The organism is Martinezella tropici (genome assembly GCF_003287875.1).
GTDB classification, from domain to species: Bacteria; Pseudomonadota; Alphaproteobacteria; order Rhizobiales; family Rhizobiaceae; genus Rhizobium; species Rhizobium tropici_C.
On sequence record NZ_QMKK01000030.1, the window covers coordinates 90,322 to 108,632 of the forward strand.

Here is an 18,311-nt window from a genome sequence, read left to right on the forward strand (position 1 = left end):
CCCGATGTTCTGGAGCGTACCGATGATTCTGAGTGCTGTTGCCGACAAGCTGAAGCGTCAGCCGAAAGATGGACGGCGTCCAGGGCACGAGCTGGAAACCGAGGCATCGCCGATCATGACGAAACGACTGTAGGCGAGCGCGACGCGCTGACGGATCTCCAATTCACTGACGCCACGTTTATGGGACAACCCCGACCGGCTCATGAATCCAACAAAAGTCGCGCGGAAGCGTGCCCTGTCACACCACAATGGCATAGCACAGAATCGGCCTGCAGAGCGGTCTGCTTTGGGAAGCATTGGTAAACCGTAGTTCTCGAAAGAGATCCCAAAGGCATCGATCTATTTGAATTTCATTCACAAAGCTGATTTTTGGAAAGAGTGATAAATCGACGGGAACCACGATGCCGGAAAAGCTTCAGAGGGAGATTTTGGATATGTTGGCGCGTGGAGCCTCGGTCGTGGAGGCCGGGAACTACATCTGCGCTCATGCTGAACGACTCGCTCCCGGTGTGCTCTGTTCGATTGTCACCGTTGACCACCACGGCTTTTTGCATCCGCTTGCCGGGAACAGCATATCCAAAAACTACTGCGACGCTCTCGATGGAATAAAAATCGGACCAGGCGTCGGCTCGTGCGGTACGGCTGCTTTTGTGCGCCGTCCGATTGCAGTCAAGGATATCTTTTCCGATCCGCTTTGGGCTCCCTATCGAGCGCTTGCCGATATTCTTGCAAGCGAGCACGGCGTCAAAGCTTGTTGGTCAAGCCCCATCCTCCAAAGCGATGGCCGCGTGCTCGGAGCCTTTGGATTTTACTACAAGCAGAATCGAGGGCCCAGCCAGGAGGAACAAATGATTGTCGCTGAATGCGTCGATCTTTGTTCGCTGGTATTGGAGCGCGAGCATATAAAGGCCGAAAATCAACGTCTGGCCTATTTCGATCCGCTCACCGGACTTGGCAATCGCGCCAACTTCCTGAGAACGCTTGAGACTGTAGCGGATCGTGCCGCCGGACCCATGGCAATCCTGTTGGTGGACATCGATCATCTCGGTCGGCTGAACGACGCCTTTGGCCATGCGGCTGGAGATAAGTTGATCATTCAAGTCGCCCGTATGATCGCAGCGATCTGTGGGCCCGAGGCCGTCTTCAGAGTGGATGCGGATGAGTTCGCGATCGTCATTAAAGAAAACCCGGATGCAGAGCTCTCGAGGATTTCCGGGGAGATTTTGCGCTCGATGGAGCAGCGATCAGACTGGGCCGGGGAGCATGACACTCCAATTTCCGTGAGCTGTGGTGGTGCGGTATCGGACGCGTCCCGGCTGCCTGATGTGCCAACTTTTCTGCAGCAGGCAAATCTGGCGCTGCAACATGCCAAGCAGACGGCGCGCGGAAGCTTCAGCCTTTACACAGAGGACCTCGCCGCGGCCCTTATGCAGCGGTTTCGGACCCTGCAATCCGTGAGAAGCGCATTGGCTGAAGATCGGATTGAGGCGCACTATCAGCCGATCGTCAGACTGGATACGCGAGAAATCGTAGGCCTGGAAGCTCTTTGCCGCGTTCGCACAAGAGAGGGAGACATTATCTCGGGTGGTATGTTCATGGACGCGCTGCAGGATATTTCCATGGGATATCTGTTGACGGAGCGGATGCTGGAGCAGGTTGCCAGTGACGTGAGATATTGGCTCGATGAGGCAATTCTGCCTCAATTTGTCAGCGTGAATGTCTCCATGGCGGATTTCGACCAAAGAAATCTATGCGCGCGCGTCAAAGGCATATTTTCTCCTCACAACGTCCCGCTTAAATCCATCGTGATCGAGGTTACTGAATCGGTCTACATGGATGAAAGGAACCGCTACGTCGCTCAGGCAATCGAGGAACTGCGCACTGCAGGATTACTGGCAGCTTTGGATGACTTCGGAACGGGCTACGCGTCTCTGACCCACCTCCTCGAGTTCCCCGTGGATGTGATCAAGATCGATAAAAGTTTTGTAGACCGAATATCGGATGACCGTGGCGAAACCATAATCAAGGCTCTGCTTGATATGGCGACCGGGCTCGGCGTACGGATAGTGGCGGAAGGTGTGGAGACTACCAAACAAGCACGCAATCTCGCGCGTTTGGGATGTTCATTTGCACAAGGGTATTTGTTCGGTCGCGCCGCCGATCGTCATAAAACCACGGAGCGATTACGGGCTGGCATGGCGAAGCGGGCAAGGTACATGACCGATCAACACGCGCTCGGCAGCTGAAAGACCGCCAGCAAGTCTTCGATTTCCGCAGGCTCAAAGAAGAACGGAAACAGAGCCGCACGATGTGGGCGATGATCTCGGCGGGCTATCTGCAAGCCGTGTTTCCTGACCGCTGATCGTTTCGAGCAAATCATCCCCTGGCCGCTCATCATCCCGGTGAATGGACGAATTTTCTGCGACGGCAGCGAACGATTTGCTCTTGATGAGATTCATCCATGATATCAATCTGTGCAGACTTGGGATCGCGCAGGTTGCAATGTGGGACCCTGGGTCATTTTTCATCATGCACAGGCGGAACGGGAACCCTTGTTCAATCTTCACACATTTGGTCGCCTTCACCTCACGAACGATCTTGGCGATCTGTCGTTTCCAGACAAAGGCTTGTTGGCGATATGCTATCTGCTCGATACCAAACAGTTCGAGGCCAGCCGAACCGATATTGCGACCTTGCTATGGAGCGGTGAAGACCGCGCCGGACTGCTGGCCAATATGCGCCAAACCATCGCCCGCATCAAAAGCCGTCAGCGCGAACTTGGCGTCGACTTTCTGACCTTTACGCCAACAACCGTCCGCGTTGAGGTCGAAACCCTGACCTCAGATCTGTCATTGTTCGACATCGCGGAGAACAATGAGCCCGTGCAGACACTGTATCGCTTGGCCGAGGCCGTGAAGGGCGACTTTTTAGAAGGTTTCGAGCCGGTCAATACGCTGCTCGATGTCTGGGTGGAACAGAAGCGCGAAGCCATTTCCCATCAGTTTTTGCGCGTCTTCAAGCGGGCATTGGCGACGATATCCGCGGCGGAGGCGGACATGACGATCCGCAAGCTGGCCCTTCAGGTCTTCCGGCTGCATCCGCACGACGAGGAGGTGCAGGCGTTTCTTCTCGAGTCGGGTGTTCACGATGGCCCACAGGATGGATCGGCTCTGCCCTTTGCCGCCAACGCACGTGCTGTCCGTTCGGATACCGAGACGGAACCGCTCTCCCTGCAACTCGCCAGTCGCATGTTCAACAAGCAGTTTGCGCAAGCCCGCGATTCGCTTCTGGCACGTCCTCTGCCCGTCGTCCCGCCCTATGGCGAGCGAAAACTGGATGCGCCGCGGTTGGCATTGCTGCCGCCGCAGAACGACAGCGAGAGTATCGTCGCAACGCTTGTCGCCGCTTCATTGATCGAGGATATCACCATCGGCTTTTGCAGCCTGAAGAGCGTTCGGGTGGTTGCCCCGCACACCGCCGGACAGTTTTCCCGCGATCCAAACAAGGCGGCGGTCTTCGAGCGGCATGGTATCTCCTACATACTGGATACCCGTATCAGCTACGGCCAGGAGGTATCGCTCTTCGCGCAGCTGATCTTCTTTGCCAATGACGAGATCATCTGGGCCGAACGCTTCAGCCTCGATTCGTCGAATCTTACGCTACATAGGCGCGAACTCTCGAAGCGAATTGCGGTGATCGTTGCCTCTCACATCGAGCGCGATAGTCTGTCGCGCGCCTATTACGAAGCAAGCCCCGATGCCTATCACAGCTATCTCGTGGGACAGCGCCATCTGAAGGAACTGACCCTGCCCAATTTGCGCAGGGCGCGGCGGGAATTCCGCGCCGCGTTACAGAAGAACCCACACTTCGCGCCGGCGCTCAGCGGCCTAGCGCGCACCTATACCAAGGAATGGCTGCTGACGATGCGAGGTGACGAGCAGCTGTTGGCCTCGGCTGCGGAGTTTTCCACCAAGGCGATTTCCGCTGGTGAGGATCTTGCGGGCGGGTACCGCGAACTGGGAATCGTAAAGCTGGCGCAGGGCGATATCGACGAGAGTGTCAACGCGCTGAATCTTGCCGAAACCCTTAGCCCTCATTACGCTGACATCATCGCGGATTACGCCGATACGCTGGTGCATGCCTCACGGCCGGCCGATGCGCTGAAAAAGATCGCCAATGCAATTGATCTCAATCCATTGGCTCCCGATACCTATCTCTGGACGGCCGCCGGCGCCAACTATTGTCTCTACCAATTCGAGACGGCATTGTCCTATATCGCCATGATGCATGACAGCGGCCTGGCCGATCGGCTGTCGGCCGCCTGCTGGGCAATGCTCGGCGATATGAAAAAAGCACGATCCTTCGTTCGCAATGTAAGAGCGACCATTCCCGATTTCGATGTGGACAAATGGCTGTCCATGATCGTGCTGAAGGAACAGTGGCAGAAAGACCTGTACCGCGAAGGGCTACGCAAGGCAGGATTTTGAAACACCAAAGCAAAAAGGAAGACAGACTTATGGCGCGAATTGTTGTTATCGGACTTCCAGACGAAAAGGGTTTATGGGTGGCTGACATCGATGCGGGAACGATTACCCCGTTGCAGACACCTGTCTCTGGCGCGCTCAAGGAAGCAGACGATCTCCGCGCCGGCGGCGCAGTGATCGTGAAGAATGTCAATCTCGCAGTCGGCGTGAGCAGCACCAAAGCTGTTGCCGGCGGTTTCCTCGAAGGCTAGCCGCTATCAACATGTCGACGGCGGCGCGGTTTGCGCCATCGGCAATCAATTTGCTGGCTGTGTTTCCGGGAAACTCTAAGGGCTTGCCGACTGACCGGCCGCACTTATGAAAGGATTGCGCTTCAGCGCGGCAAGCACGGCCCATGCCGTCGCTCCGACATGGGGAAGGCGGAAATACTTGAAATCAACGGACGCGGAGTCCGGCCCAACCTTCAAGCCGGTCGACAGCTCAGCGTTGACAGTGGCATAGAGCAGCCCGTCGGGGGCAATTTGCCTGGAAATCGTTTCGAACAAAGGTTCGGCCTCTTCCGCCCTGCCGCTCAGACGAAACACGAGGGCGGCCTGGGCAGTGCCCTCAAGCCAGATGCCATCGCGGTCATTGTTGAAGTCGAAACCACCATCAACGCCATGATTGCGTTTCGTCCATTCCAGGACCCGCGCGCGCCTGAACGCATAGGCCGGCACGGCGATGAGCGGCCACAGTTCTGCGTCGAGACCCGACATTGACGTATTCGGCGCGTCGCTGTCGGGCAGACTGCCGACGAAAAAGCGGCCGTCGTCGAAATCCCACATGGCCTCCAGAAACGCGTGCGCTTTCTCGGCGTGATGCGTCCAGCCGCCCATGGGATCGAGCGCGGCAAGCCAGCGATCCGCCGCATAGACATCGAGATTATGTTCCGTGGATTTCCAGCCTATGCGTTCTGAGGGCTCCTGGCCGAAGAAGCCCCCGAAATAGCCAGGCGCCTGCGGATCTGCGGTGCTGCGATGGATCCAGTTCATGATCGTTCGGGCGGCATCCAGATAGGGCGCTCGGCCGGTCTGCTCGTAGGCGGTCAGCAGTGCCAGCGCGCCCCAGGCCGTGCTGCCCGTCGCGCTGCCGACCTGGTAATCGTCTTCAATCCAGGACTTGCTGACGGAGCTCCAATAGCCCGGAAGCAGCATGCTGCCGTTATCTTGAACCGGGCCGGCGCGATAGGCGTTTCGCAGCCGTCCGTCGTGATAAAATCGATCCGCCTTCAGAGCGAGCACCAGGGCATCGGCGACGCGGCCCGCTTCCGGTTTTCGGCCGCAGGCATATAGCGCCATCACCGCCAGTGCGTTGTCATAGGTGAAGCCGGCATTTTCAAGCGCAGGATGGAGCGGCGAAGCATTGTCCGGCGGTTCGTAGCTGCGGAAGACGAAAGGTTGCGCCGGCTCGCCGCTCATATGCGCAACGAGACCGGCGCAAAGCCTGGCGGCGAGTTGAACATGCCGTTCCTTGCCGGCCCAGGCCGCGTGTATCCAGTATGCGAGGACGGCGGCGGTCAGAAAGGCCCTGATAGAGCTTCGCATATATCACCCCGGGTCCCTCGAATTGCCGTGCGCACCCTCAAGAGAAGGCGCGCGACAAGAGCATCTGCATCGATTTGCGCAAGTCGCCCCGTTCCGCGACGTTGTCAGGCGCGCTCCTGAAAAGCAGTCGCAGGATGGCATTGTGCTGCTCCGGCGTCGGCATAAGGCAGAAGGCCGTCGACGATGGCGTCGCTCTGGCTGCGGAGGGAATCCAGCCGATTTCCGGGATGAACACCGCCTCGTCCTTTGCACCAGCCGGGCCATGCTCAGCCAGCGTCGCGCCTTCTGTGGACAGGGCCATTATCGTCACGTCACCGATCTGTCCGTTGGCCCGGTGCCTCCCGCCAATCCTGACTTCGATCGGCTCCTCCTGGCCGAAACGCGGCAGCTCGATGCAGCAAAGCAGGCTCGTGAACGCAATGATCATCGCCACTGACGACCAGACGAGATTGAGGCACTCGCGTGCGGAAAATTCGGCGGGCGCATCCCAACCATAGACGACCCTGACGACAGACAGCGCCGACATGGCCGCTACGAAGCCGAAAAACAGCGCCGTCGGGCGGTGGACGCGGATCGTGGACCTGTCCCCTCCCTTCTCCGTCACTTTGAAAGGGCGGCCAAACGGTTTGCGGATCGCCTGGAACAAGGTGATCGTGATCGGCACGGCCGTCAGGGCATGGGTGACCTCGGTGAAGAGCGGCAGCGTGCGCCTTTCGGAGATCCACGTCGAATAGGTCCAGAACAGGAAGAGCGAGCTGAGGCCGTATTTCATGAAAAGCAGTTCATCGGCTTGCAGCGCAGAAACTCCCGTCAGCCAATAGACGGACGGCGCCAGCAAAAGGCAGAGGATGAAAGGCTTCGACAGCCAGCAGAACAGCCCGTGCACATAATGCAGACGCTGCACGAGCGTGAAATTGCCGCGCCAGAGCGGCCCGTTGCGCAGCAGGCCGATCTGGATTGTGCCGAGGCACCAGCGGGTCCTTTGCGTAATATATTCGGGAATGCCTTCGGCCGACAGGCCGACGCTCAACTTCTCGTTCAGCCAGCGCGTCACATAGCCCCGCTCCATCAGCCGGTAGGTGAGCAGCATGTCCTCGGACAGCGCATCATGCGGAAAGCCGCCGATCTCGTTGACGGCGGCACGGCGCACTACGAAGCTGGTGCCGACGCAGAACGCGCATCCCACGGCATCCTTGGCCGGCTGGAACGTGTCGAAGAAGACGCGCTGGTCATCGACGAAGGAGCGCCGGATGCCGAGATTGTGCTGGATCGGATCGCTGTTGAAATAAAATTGCGGCGTCTGCACAACGGCGACCTTCCCGTCCCTGAAAAGACCGATGACGCGATTCAGGAAATTTGCCTGAGGGGCGAAATCCGCATCGAGAACCATGATGAAATCGGAAATCTCGGCGAGTGCGTTCGTATGGTTCAAGGCATTGTTCAGATTGCCGGCCTTGGCATGCTTGTTATCCGGGCGCGTCAGGTAATTCACACCGACGCGTGCGCAATAGTCGCGCACTTCCGGGCGACGGGTGTCGTCGCAGACGAAAACCCGAAGCCTGCGGTAGCTCATCGCCTGGGCGGATATGACCGATTTTTCCAGGACATTCAGCGGCTCGTTATAGGTGCAGATGAACACGTCGACGGAAGGGATGTCCGCCATGACCGCCAGTTCCTTTTCACCGCGATCGGCCTCCTTCGTCCAGTCGGTCGTTCTCAGAAGGATCAGGATCGAACCGATGGCGTAAAGCACCGACACCGCCTCGAAGAGGAAGTAAACATAGTTCCAGAGCACTTCGGCAGAAAGCTCGAAAGGCGGAAGCGTGTCCAGGGCGCGCCACGAAAGGTAGAGCCCGAGCGACAAGAGCATGAGCAGACTGAATGCCGCCCGCTCGAACGGCCTCTTCGGGTTCGCGAGCATTGCGAACAGCATCGCGCAAGCGGCGATGACGAGATCGAAGATCAGAACGCTGAATAAATCGTCGTCGGAACTAAAGAACACGATCCGTTTCTCCCTGACCTCAGCCTGGATGCGATCCGTCACGGGCTACCGGGCACTGCGGCGGCTTGCGTCAGCTTTTCACCGGCGCAGCTCTCATTCGCTCATTGAGGAGCTCGACGGCATGCACATCGGCGCGCCGGGGCTGGGGATAGAGGATTCCCCAGCTGACGCGCACGTCCCGAGGCCCCTTTGTAACGCGCCCCTCCGGATTCAGCGCACCGAAGCGTTCGGCCGATCGCCGGACGAGCCCGGTCAGTTCCGTTTCGGCGGCGGAGGGCCATTGCGCGGCGGATGCCTGGGCTATGCCGATGAGCGAGGTCGATGCCTCGCGTATATAATGCTGCGTTTTCTGAAGCCATTCCTGGGGCATCGTCACGTCGACCCACGTGCCCACGGAGCAGAACCGGCCATCTCGCAAGTCTGCCGTGCCGGTCTCTGTCAGCCGGATGTATGCATAGAGTTCGCGACGCTCCGTCGGCGGGAAAGGAACGGCATAATCGAGATCCACCCTGTCGGTCGTGCGAGGAACCAGCCGCTCTACGACGCCGCTTGCCGCTTGCGCCCAGCCTTCGGCATTGACATCAACCCTCGATCCCACGGCGAGGGCTTGCGCCTGCCGCTCGGAAAAGATTGCGACGACAAAGGCGTCGCGGCAATCGAGCGTTTCCGCGAGCGTGTCGCCGGCCGTGACCTCGCGTCCGGAAGCAGCCACCGGCTTGTAAAGCTGGCTCGTCGAGGGAACGTGCAAATCGGCCCGCGCCAGTCTGTCGACCCGCAACGCCTCCGTCGCCACCAGCGAGCCGAGCTCGGTCTCCTTCGTGCGCATCGTCGCAATCTGCAACTTGAGCTGCAGGAGGTCGGCCTTGCGCGTGCGGATTTCCTGCTGCAGATTTTGCAGCGACTGCAGGTCGGCGCCGACATAGACACCCTGGCGGGCAAAATCGAGTTCCGAGGCAAGCTTGGCGACGGCGAGCTTGGCGGCTTCGAGCTTGGTGTCCTCCAGACGAACCATATCGGCGACCTCGGCTTCGCTGCCGGCGGCAATCCCCCGAGCCATGAGCCTGAGCTTGCGCGCCGCCTCGGCTTTCGCGATGCGGGAAGAGTAGGTCACCATCTCCAGAGCCGCCTCGGCGGCCTTGAGATCCGCAGTAATCCTGACGAGGAGTGCCGCCTGCTGGCCTGAAAGGTCGCTTTCAAGATCGCCGATACGCTGGGCATAGTCGCCGACGATCGAATTCTTCTGTTCCATTTCGTTGCGCAGCGCTGCCAGCTGAACCTTCAGGCCGATCAAGGTCGAATTGTCGACGCGATCGTTCTCGACCGTTATTTCGCCGGCCGCGCCGAGCGAGGTCACCTTGCCACTGATCGGCGTTGTCAGCGGCACGAGCGGTGCGTTGATCACAGCGCGAGTAGAAGTCGACGTGAAGAGTGGAGGGAATGCGGATGAGGCAAATACTGTCCCCATGACACCAAGTACAGCGTAAGAAGCCAATCTTACCGATGTATCATTATTTCCGCCATCTTTGCTTTTTCGAAAGGAAAACATAGCCATAGATCCTTTGATGAATGCGCTATATTCTTCCTCCCGAAAGAATGCATGGATCGTTGCACGGTTTTTTGTGCGTCGCAATATCGCTAAGATTGTGCTACGGGTGGTCCGCAGGTGCCCAATAATTGACCAGCAATCCGAAGGAGCCATCTCCGAATTGGGATCAGCCTCTGCCTCCATCCCACTATAATAGCAGCCGTTATACCTACTGCGGCAAGAATCGAAGCCCGTCGCATACACGTGAAATATGTGGCATTATTTGTGCATCTTCGGCTTCTCGGACCTCGGCGAAACCGGCCACTCGCAAGTTATGCGATCATTTATTTCGCTGAATGCTACCATCGTATGATCTGCGGCTTCGAAACTCATCATAAAGAGGTAGATGAAACGCGGCACCCTCCCGCATATACGCCTTCCGCTTCCGGCACTACTCCAAAAGGATGATCGGATCGGTAAGCTCCGGACCAAGAGATTTCGGATAGCGGAAAAACAGAGATGCAACGTTGCAGGCTGCCGACCGATCGGAATCCCTGCATCACCCGCTCTCGTTTTCTCGGCGGCAGATGGGGATTTTCCGCACGATTGTTCGGGCCCATGTGTGATCGATGTTCGACGGTAGGCATCAAGTCCCGCCTTGCCGCTCCGTATGAGCGCAGTTTGTCGATGACGAGGCGTCGGCGACGAGTCTTGCTTGTTCAGCAGTCTGACACGCTGTGTCGCGGCAAGCGGAGCGCGCTGTTCACGGCATCACCCCCCGCGCCCTTCGCGACCGCGCGATAGCGAACAAATAACGGCTGAGTTCGTTTTGACGCCTATGTGCAAAGCTCGAAGAATCTCTATCGACCCATCTCGCGCCCGGTTCCAATCTTCAGGAGACAATCCATGACCATTTACAAATTCGCCATTGCCGATGCGGTGTTTGAACGCTCGCCGGGACAGGAAGGTGACATTTTCACCGGCAACCTGCTCGACCAGCGCCACGGCGGGCCAGTCACCATCGGGTTCGGGCGCTACGGGCCAAATCAAGTTCTCGAAGAAACCATGGCCGTACACGACACGATGATTGTCCTGAAAGGAAGTATAACTGTGTCAGACACGCATCGATCGCTGACAGCTGGGCCAGGCGAGATCATTGCAATGCAGAAAGGCGACAAGGTGACCATTCGCTCGCATGAGAGCGGTGCCGTAACCGCCTATGTGACATATCCTCATTGGCAGCAGCCGGAACCCACATCGAGCCCAACATGACTTGGCTGATCGGCCGGGCGATTCCGCATGGATGATTTTCGGGGTCTCCGGATGATATGGAGCCGGCGGCAGAGGTCGTCCGTGTTGTCACTGAGCGTCTGACGACATCCGTTCGCTGACGGCAAACGCCTTGGTTGGCCGGTGGAACAGCTATACCGGAAAGCCTGAGCGAGCCGGTGAAGGTTGCGGTCTTCCAATGCCCGTGCGCAATCGCTGACGGCAACGTTCTCCGCATAGAGACCGGCCGCGCAGCCGAGATATTTTCGTGCTCAGTCCGTTCGGCGGCCATCGATTCGCTGGATCGACGGCTTCTTCGTCTCACCATCAGGAAGCCGATCGGTCGCTACCGTTATGCGCGATAGATGTTGGCGGGATGGCGGCTTGGTAGCCTGTCGCCTTCGCCGAAGATTTTTTGTCGTAAAGAGCCGTCAGCATAATGGGTCTTATAGAGGCCTCGATCCTGCAAGGCAGGCACCACATGTTCGACAAAGTCTTCATAACTCTCAGGAACGACTGTCCGGGTCAGATTGAACCCATCGATCTCCCCTTCCTCGATCCATGCTCCCAGCTCGTCAGCGATTTTCGAGCCGTCGCCGACGATCGCCGGATAGCGGCCACCGATGGCGAGTTCGGCGAGAAGCTGACGTTTCGTCCAGCCGCGCTGCTTGGCAAGCTGGGTCGCCGACTGAATGGCGTTGGACGTCCCGTAGACGATCTGCTCGTCGAGATCGTATTTGGAAAAGTCGATCCCTGTGCTCGCCGAGAAATGGGCAAGGCCAGCCTCCGGATTCGCATACCGAAGATATTCGGCGTGCCTGTCTTCGGCTTCCCTCTGTGTCGCACCCGTAACGACAGTCGCCCCGACGAAGATCTTGATATCGTCGGGGCGTCGCCCGACGTCGACGGCTTCTTGACGAAGTGCCCTGGCGGCGGTTCGGGCGGCAGCCTTGTCCGTTGCCGTGATGAAGACGCACTCGGCGTGTCGGGCTGCGAACTGGCGTCCCCTGCCCGATGTGCCTGCCTGGTAGAGAACCGGCGTCCTCTGCCGAGACGGCTCACTCAGGTGGTAGCCATGCGATCGATAAAATGCGCCGTCATGCGTTATCGGCCGGATCTTGCCGGGATCCGCGAATATGCGGTTGTCTTTGTCGAGTAACACCGCATTGTCGTCCCAGCTGCCCTCCCAAAGCTTGTAGAGCACCTCCAGATACTCGTCGGCTCTGTCGTAGCGACTGTCGTGCTCGGCCTGTGCGTCTTGGCCGAGCGCTCTTGCCGCACTGTCGAGATAGCCGGTCACGATGTTCCATCCAACCCTGCCGTCCGTCAGGTGGTCGAGCGTCGACATGCGCCTGGCGAAGAGATAGGGCGCGTCGGAGTTGACGTTTACGGTGACGCCAAAGCCCAAGTCCTTCGTCGCGGCGGCCATGGCCGAGACCAGCAAGAGAGGATCGTTCACCGGTAGCTGGATCGACTCCCTTACCGTCAGATCGGTCGAATCCTGGTATATGTCGTAGACGCCGATGATATCGGCGAGAAAAACGCCGTCGAACAGGCCGCGTTCCAGTGTCTGGGCAAGCGACGTCCAGTAGTCGAGCGTCTTGTAGCGGTGCGACTGATCGCGTGGATGAGCCCACAGGCCGTGATTGATGTGGCCGACGGAGTTCATGTTGAATGCATTCAGCAGGATCTGCTTTTTTCCAGGCAAGGTGTCTCTCCGCCTCAGTCTGTTTTCAGATTGCGCCGTGGCGCGGCGGTAGCTTTCCGCCCAGATAGTAGCTTCCGATCGCCTGATACTTCCAGCGAACCGGGTCGTGCAGGGTGTGGGTTCGCACGTTGCGCCAGTAGCGATCGAGGTTGTCTTCCGAGAGGGTAGATGACGTTCCCGAGAGTTCGAACAGCTTGGTCCCGGCCAGCAGTCCCGCCTTCGTCGACAGGATCTTCGCCTCCGCGACCGCGATCGATGCTGCTGCGACAGTCTCTTCCGTCATATCGCGTTGTGCGGCGTCGACGAGTGCCGCAGCCCGCCCGAGCAGGGCCTCAGCAGCACGAAGCCGCAACTTGACTTCGCCGACGCCGTAGAGCGTCAGAGGGTCGTCGACGGCCCGCTCGACCTTGGCGTCGATCCACGGGCGCGACCGCTCCTTGATGAACCGGAGCATCTCGCGATAGGCGCCTTGCCCGATCCCGAGATCGATCGCGGCATGCATGAGCTGTGCCTGCGGACCGATCGTCGTCGGTCGGTCGAACGACGCCTGGAACGGGACGATCCACTCAGGTTCGACCTGCACATGCTCGAATTCCACCGAACCGCTGCCGGTGACGCGCTGGCCGAAGCCGTCCCAGTCGTCGGTGATGGTGACGCCGGGGGCGTTCCGAGGAATGAAGACCAGATAACTCGTCCGCTTTCCGTCTTCATCCGCAACGGCCAGAGTCGGAATCCAGTGCGCATAGAGCGCACCTGTGCAGTAGAACTTGCGTCCCTCGACGAAGGCGCCGCTGCCGTCACCTACCAGCCTTGTACGGCGCGTGAAGTCACGCTGTCCGACTTCCGCAAGAGCGTTGCCGAACCGGTCTCCTTCAAGAACACGGTCATAGAAGAAGCGCTTCTGCTCCTCGCTGCCGCCGACCCGAAGCACCTCGAGCGCGTAGTAATGATTCTGCGGGATCTGCGAGAGCGAACCGTCGGCCGCGCCGATGATGGCGATGACCTGTGCGAGGGTTCGGTTGCTGACACCCGGCCCGCCATAAGCCCGGGGCACGGTGATACCCCAGAGGCCGCTGGCGGTGAACGCCTCCAGCTCGTTCCATGGCAGCAACCGGTCGCGGTCGCGATCCGACGCGCCGACCGCGAACTCGTCAGCAAGCAGGGTTGCCACTTCGATCGCCTCTTCATCGCCGGCAATGGACGCAGGGCGTCGTGGGCTGGGCGCTACGGAAGATACAGATGCTGCGTTCGTCATCGGCGCCTCAATTCCACTGGTGTCTGGCGGGGTAAGCGCCGGTCAGTTCGTACTTGCCGATAAGGTGGTATTTCCATCGGACGGGATCGTGGAGCGTATGGACACGCGCGTTTCGCCAGTGACGACCAAGATTATGCGCCTCCCGCGTCGCGGACGAACCCGCGAGGTCGAAAACCTGCTCGGTCGCGGCGAGCGCGATCTCTGTTGTGAGTATCTTCGCCTCGGCGACCGCGACGGACGCCATAGCGCTCGAGGCGTCCGTGACTTTGTCTCTTGCAATACGGTCGATCGTCTCAGCAGCCTCGTAAAGCACCGCCTGCGCCGCGTGGAGATCCGTGTAGAGACTGCCGACTGAGTGAATGATGGTCGGATCGTCGATCGCCGAGGAGACGCCGGAGTCGACCCATGGTCTTGCGCGATCACGCACGAAGGCAATGGCATCGCCGATGGCCGCCGCTGCGATTCCCGAATCGATGGAAGCCTGCACGAGCTGCGAGATCGGTCCGGCAAGCCCAGGACAATCGGCATAGGACCAGACGGGGAAGACGAGTTCCGGGTCGATCGGGACGTCGGCGAATTCGACGGAGCCGCTGGCCGTCGTGCGCTGCCCGAACGACGACCAGTCGTCGATGACGGTCACTCCTGGCGCATCGTAGGCGGCCCAAACCTGGACGGCTCGTCCTTCTTCATCGACCGCCCTGGTGGGTATCCAGTGAGCGAAGATCGCCCCTGTCGAATAAAAGCGACGGCCGGTCAGTCGAAGGCCGTCTGGCGTCGACCGCAACAATGTCGTGCTGACGGCGACCGACTTCGTCTTCTTCTCCGGCCCCGCGTTTCCTATGCGGAATCCTTTATTGAGGACGTCGCCAAAGATACGAGCCTTCTGTGCGTCGGAGCCCACGTCCTTCAGCAGTGCGAGCACGCCAAACTGGTTCTGCGGGATCTGGCCGAGGGCAGGATCAGCGCTACAGAGGATCTCGAACACCTTCGCCAGTGTGACGTTCGACACGTCTGCCCCGCCGAACGCCTTCGGGATGGTGATCCCACCCAAGCCGCTCGCCGTGTACTCGCCGATCTCGGCCCAAGGCAGAAGCCTCTTGGCATCACGCTCGGAGGCGCCGACCACGAAGCGCTCCGCCAAACGCGCGGCGACGTCCAAGGCCTCCTGATCGTCCCTGATGAGATGCGGCCGCGCGGGCGGCGATGGACGACGTCCGACCATGTCGGGAGCATGCGAACGCTGGTCAGTCATATCGTATCGAACTTCCACATCATCGGGCGCGCAGATAGCGGACAGCGCTGTCACCGGCAAATTGCACCAGGCAGACCAACGCGATCAGCACGACGATCACGGCCGCCATGACGGTCGTATCGAAGCGTTGGTAGCCATAGCGGATGGCCATGTCCCCCAAACCACCCGCACCGACCGCGCCCGCCATGGCAGAGGCGCCAATGACGCTGACGAGCGTGATCGTAAAACCGCCGATGATGCTGGGCAGCGCTTCGGGAATCAGCACATGCCGGACGATGTGCCACCGCCGACACCCGATCGCCTGCGCCGCTTCGATGAGGCCGGGATCGACTTCGCGAAGACTGACCTCGGCAATTCTGGCGAAGAATGGGGTGGCACTGATGGACAAGGGCACCGCAGCCGCCCAGACCCCGATGGTCGTCCCCGTGATCAGCCGGGTGAGCGGCAGCAGCGCGACGAGCAGCACGATGAACGGCGTGGCGCGAAAGCCGTTGATGATCGCTGCCAGCACGCGCTGCGTTTTCGGAGCCTCGATCAGCCCGCCGGGCTGGGCAAGCACCAGAAATACGGCAAGCGGAATGCCTGCCGCAAAGGCGATCAGCGAGGAGACACCGACCATCACAATCGTGTCGAGCAACGCCTGCCACAGGCGTTCATACATCATCGCCGACATAACCTAATATCCTGACTTGATGAGCGAGATTTTCCAGACCCTTCGGCACCGTCGTTGTCGCCCCCTTGACGGAAATGAGCAAGCGACCATTCACATGTCCCTGAATGCGGTCGAGCGCACTCTGCAGGACCCGCGTCGACGCACCAAGAGCATCGGCGATCGCTGCGACATCTGGCTCCAAGCCGCCCTGTCCAGTATAAGACAGTTCCATGATCGTCCGCCGCGCCTCCCGATCCGGCTGAGCGCGGAGTCGACTTTGGACATCTTCGGGGATGTCGCGGTTCAATGGTTGAAGCAATGCCCGCGTTGCCGGATGGGTCGGATTTCCGAAGACTTGCCAGACAGGGCCGGCTTCGGCAACGCTTCCCTCGTCGAGAACCAGAACCTGGTCACAGATCTCACGGATGACGCTCATCTCATGCGTGATGAGAATGATCGTCAGATCGAGCCGGCGGTTGATGTCCTTGAGAAGCGCAAGTATCGAAAGAGTCGTTTCCGGATCAAGTGCGGACGTGGCCTCGTCGCAGAGCAGGATCTCCGGTCGGTGAACCAGTGCCCTCGCGATGCCAACGCGCTGCTTCTGTCCGCCAGACAGCCGTGACGGGTAGGTCTTTTCCTTGCCCTCAAGCCCGACGAGCGACAGAACCTCCGCGACCCTCTCCTCGATTTGGCGTTTCGGAACGCCCGCAACGACCAGCGGGAACGCGACATTGCCCCAGACGGACTTCGACGACAAGAGATTGAAGTGCTGGAAGATCATTCCGATCCTGCGGCGAAGCCCAACAAGCCCGTTTTCGTCGAGCGACGAGACATCGACGCCATCCACCGTCACGCGTCCGCCGGTCGGCCGTTCCAGACGGTTGATCGTGCGAAGAAGGCTCGATTTGCCTGCGCCGCTCCGACCGATGATGCCGTAGATAGATCCGGCAGGCACGTCGATGGAAATGCCGCGAAGCGCGTGCACCTCGCCTGCCGACGACTTGTAGCGCTTCTCGACATCAGCAAACGAGACGGTGCCGACATTTTGTCCCGGAAGAGCTCGCTCCACCGGGACTGGTGCGATTGCCGGAGCCTCCGGCTTGTCGCCTTCCGCCTCTGACAAGCGTCGTGCCGTTGCGTTCAATGTACCCATGGCAGCGTATAGAGCTTGGGGTCCGAGGCGAACGCCTTGTCGATGGCGCCCTTCACGGCGTCCGATTTCTGATAGAGATCAACCAGTTCCTTGATGCCGGCATCGTCGACCTTCGCCGACTGCACTGCGAAGACGATTGCGAACTGCTTGTCGTCAACGCCGGAATAGAGCAATCCCGAGCTCGGATTGAACGCCTTCGACGCGACGATGAAGTGCGGATAGCCCTGCGCGAGATCGACGTCTGCGGTCACGCGGGAGAGCTGCGGCCCTTCGACCTCTTTGAACGTGAGGTGCTTCGGATTGTCGGTGATGTCGTCAAGCGTCCCCTTGAATCCAACGCCATCCTTGAGCTTCAGGAGGCCCGCCTTCTGCAGGAGAAGAAGGCCACGTCCCTGGTTCACGGGATCGTTGGCGACCGCGACGGTGCCTTTGTCCGGAATCTCGTCGAAGCTCTTATGCTTGAGGGAATAGAGGCCGATATTTGCAAGCACGCCGATGCCGGCGCTCTTGAAATCATATCCTCGTTCCTTGATGGCATTGTTCAGGAATGGCTGATGCTGGAAATAGTTCACGTCGATGTCACCCGACTGCAGGGCGATGTTCGGTGTGGTCCAGTCGGTGAATTCGACGACCTGGATGTCGAGCCCCTTCGCCTTCGCTTCGGGAACCAGTGCCTCGATGGAGTCGGCATAAACCCCTGGGACGACGCCCACCTTGATCGTTTCGGCGCTGACGCTGCCCGCCAAAGTCAATGCCGCGAGCGCGACGATTCCTGCAATATACTTTCTCATGGATGTCCCCAGTTGATTTGGCCCGAAGCTATTGTCCATGAAAGCAGTAGACAAAGCAGATTTTACCGACAGAGAGCGCAGTCTGGGAATAATTTTTCAGCACAGCAACAGAACCAGACGACAAAGCGGCCAGGTTCGCTTATGCGAGCCTTCCCGCGATTGTCAGCCAAAACCTTGATCCAAGCTGTTCCGTGATGAACCGCGCGCTTGGGGCAATCCGCTGGAACTGCGCGTTTACGCTGAAATACCTGTCGGCGCCTCGTTATTGATAGCGGTCGAAAGGACTTCGACTGAGCTCGGCGTCACCCATCTTGAACCCGGTTCGCATTTTGCATCATGCGCGGGGCGGCGACGTAACCTTCTAATCCCTGCCTAAGCCGGCACATTTGCGGATTCAGCTCAGGGTAAGTCTGATTCCTGTCGCGAGCCCGTCCTTGCGCGCTCATGCGTTCTTAGCGGCAATCAACACCAACCTACCAAACTGTATAGATGCGTGACGACATCTTTCACATTACCGTTTGCCTACCAAGTCGCATCGCTCCCGTTTCAGTGGACCGGAGCAAATATGGAACCAGCTGACGCATCGATCCAGGCCGAATGAACTAGCTGAGCCTTCGATTGTCGACCAACGCCGATC

Annotated in this window: 13 protein-coding genes and 2 pseudogenes; 4 read left to right on the forward strand and 11 right to left on the reverse strand. The window is 59.3% G+C overall.

The features are described from left to right. Positions 1-401: 401 nt before the first annotated feature. The 3 genes from DQ393_RS11930 to DQ393_RS11945 all read left to right on the forward strand — a co-directional run bounded on the left by DQ393_RS11930 (position 402) and on the right by DQ393_RS11945 (position 4,735). Positions 402-2,246: a bifunctional diguanylate cyclase/phosphodiesterase gene (locus DQ393_RS11930; RefSeq protein WP_112341999.1), complete on the forward strand. Its 1,845-nt coding sequence runs from the start codon at positions 402-404 to the stop codon at positions 2,244-2,246. Positions 2,247-2,552: 306 nt separating this feature from the next. Then, positions 2,553-4,487, forward strand: coding sequence for a tetratricopeptide repeat protein (locus DQ393_RS11940; RefSeq protein WP_112342001.1), 1,935 nt, complete (start codon positions 2,553-2,555; stop codon positions 4,485-4,487). A 77-nt stretch (positions 4,488-4,564) separates the two neighbouring features. Next, positions 4,565-4,735 (forward strand): hypothetical protein, encoded by a 171-nt coding sequence (locus DQ393_RS11945; RefSeq protein WP_432422000.1) that lies wholly within the window; start codon positions 4,565-4,567, stop codon positions 4,733-4,735. Between the two features lie 75 nt (positions 4,736-4,810). Here the strand turns inward: DQ393_RS11945 and DQ393_RS11950 are convergent, their stop codons facing one another. The 4 genes and pseudogenes from DQ393_RS11950 to DQ393_RS11965 form a co-directional block, all read right to left on the reverse strand. Further along, a complete protein-coding gene (locus DQ393_RS11950) occupies positions 4,811-6,067 on the reverse strand; it encodes a hypothetical protein (RefSeq protein ID WP_112342003.1) in 1,257 nt (418 codons plus the stop codon). Positions 6,068-6,104: 37 nt separating this feature from the next. After that, positions 6,105-8,069 carry a glycosyltransferase family 2 protein gene (locus tag DQ393_RS11955; RefSeq protein ID WP_112342113.1) on the reverse strand — a complete coding sequence of 655 codons (1,965 nt, stop codon included), beginning with the start codon at positions 8,067-8,069 and terminating at the stop codon, positions 6,105-6,107. A gap of 70 nt (positions 8,070-8,139) precedes the next feature. Further along, the gene (locus tag DQ393_RS11960) at positions 8,140-9,471 is read right to left on the reverse strand and encodes an HlyD family efflux transporter periplasmic adaptor subunit (RefSeq protein ID WP_112342004.1); all 1,332 of its coding nucleotides are present in this window, start codon (positions 9,469-9,471) and stop codon (positions 8,140-8,142) included. 609 nt (positions 9,472-10,080) lie between these two features. Then, positions 10,081-10,326: pseudogene (locus DQ393_RS11965) on the reverse strand (DDE-type integrase/transposase/recombinase); the annotation flags it as partial. A 174-nt stretch (positions 10,327-10,500) separates the two neighbouring features. Here DQ393_RS11965 and DQ393_RS11970 point away from each other — a divergent pair. Further along, positions 10,501-10,866 (forward strand): ethanolamine utilization protein, encoded by a 366-nt coding sequence (locus DQ393_RS11970; RefSeq protein ID WP_112342005.1) that lies wholly within the window; start codon positions 10,501-10,503, stop codon positions 10,864-10,866. Between the two features lie 150 nt (positions 10,867-11,016). On the opposite strand, the pseudogene DQ393_RS11975 reads toward DQ393_RS11970, so the two are convergent. From DQ393_RS11975 to DQ393_RS12005, 7 genes and pseudogenes are all read right to left on the reverse strand, one after another. After that, a pseudogene (locus DQ393_RS11975) lies at positions 11,017-11,142 on the reverse strand (IS630 family transposase); the annotation flags it as partial. A gap of 73 nt (positions 11,143-11,215) precedes the next feature. Further along, complete coding sequence (locus DQ393_RS11980) at positions 11,216-12,571, reverse strand: LLM class flavin-dependent oxidoreductase (protein ID WP_281023998.1); 1,356 nt, start codon at positions 12,569-12,571, stop codon at positions 11,216-11,218. Between the two features lie 25 nt (positions 12,572-12,596). After that, entirely contained in the window at positions 12,597-13,826 is a 1,230-nt protein-coding gene (locus tag DQ393_RS11985) for an SfnB family sulfur acquisition oxidoreductase (RefSeq protein ID WP_112342006.1), read from the reverse strand. A 7-nt stretch (positions 13,827-13,833) separates the two neighbouring features. After that, positions 13,834-15,078: an SfnB family sulfur acquisition oxidoreductase gene (locus tag DQ393_RS11990; protein ID WP_112342007.1), complete on the reverse strand. Its 1,245-nt coding sequence runs from the start codon at positions 15,076-15,078 to the stop codon at positions 13,834-13,836. Between the two features lie 19 nt (positions 15,079-15,097). Continuing rightward, positions 15,098-15,751 carry a methionine ABC transporter permease gene (locus DQ393_RS11995; protein WP_112342008.1) on the reverse strand — a complete coding sequence of 218 codons (654 nt, stop codon included), beginning with the start codon at positions 15,749-15,751 and terminating at the stop codon, positions 15,098-15,100. Continuing rightward, positions 15,732-16,883, reverse strand: a complete 1,152-nt coding sequence (locus tag DQ393_RS12000; RefSeq protein WP_112342009.1) for a methionine ABC transporter ATP-binding protein — start codon at positions 16,881-16,883, stop codon at positions 15,732-15,734. Before DQ393_RS12000 ends, DQ393_RS11995 begins: the two co-directional genes overlap by 20 nt. Next, positions 16,871-17,674, reverse strand: a complete 804-nt coding sequence (locus tag DQ393_RS12005) for a MetQ/NlpA family ABC transporter substrate-binding protein (protein ID WP_112342010.1) — start codon at positions 17,672-17,674, stop codon at positions 16,871-16,873. Before DQ393_RS12005 ends, DQ393_RS12000 begins: the two co-directional genes overlap by 13 nt. Positions 17,675-18,311 lie beyond the last annotated feature (637 nt).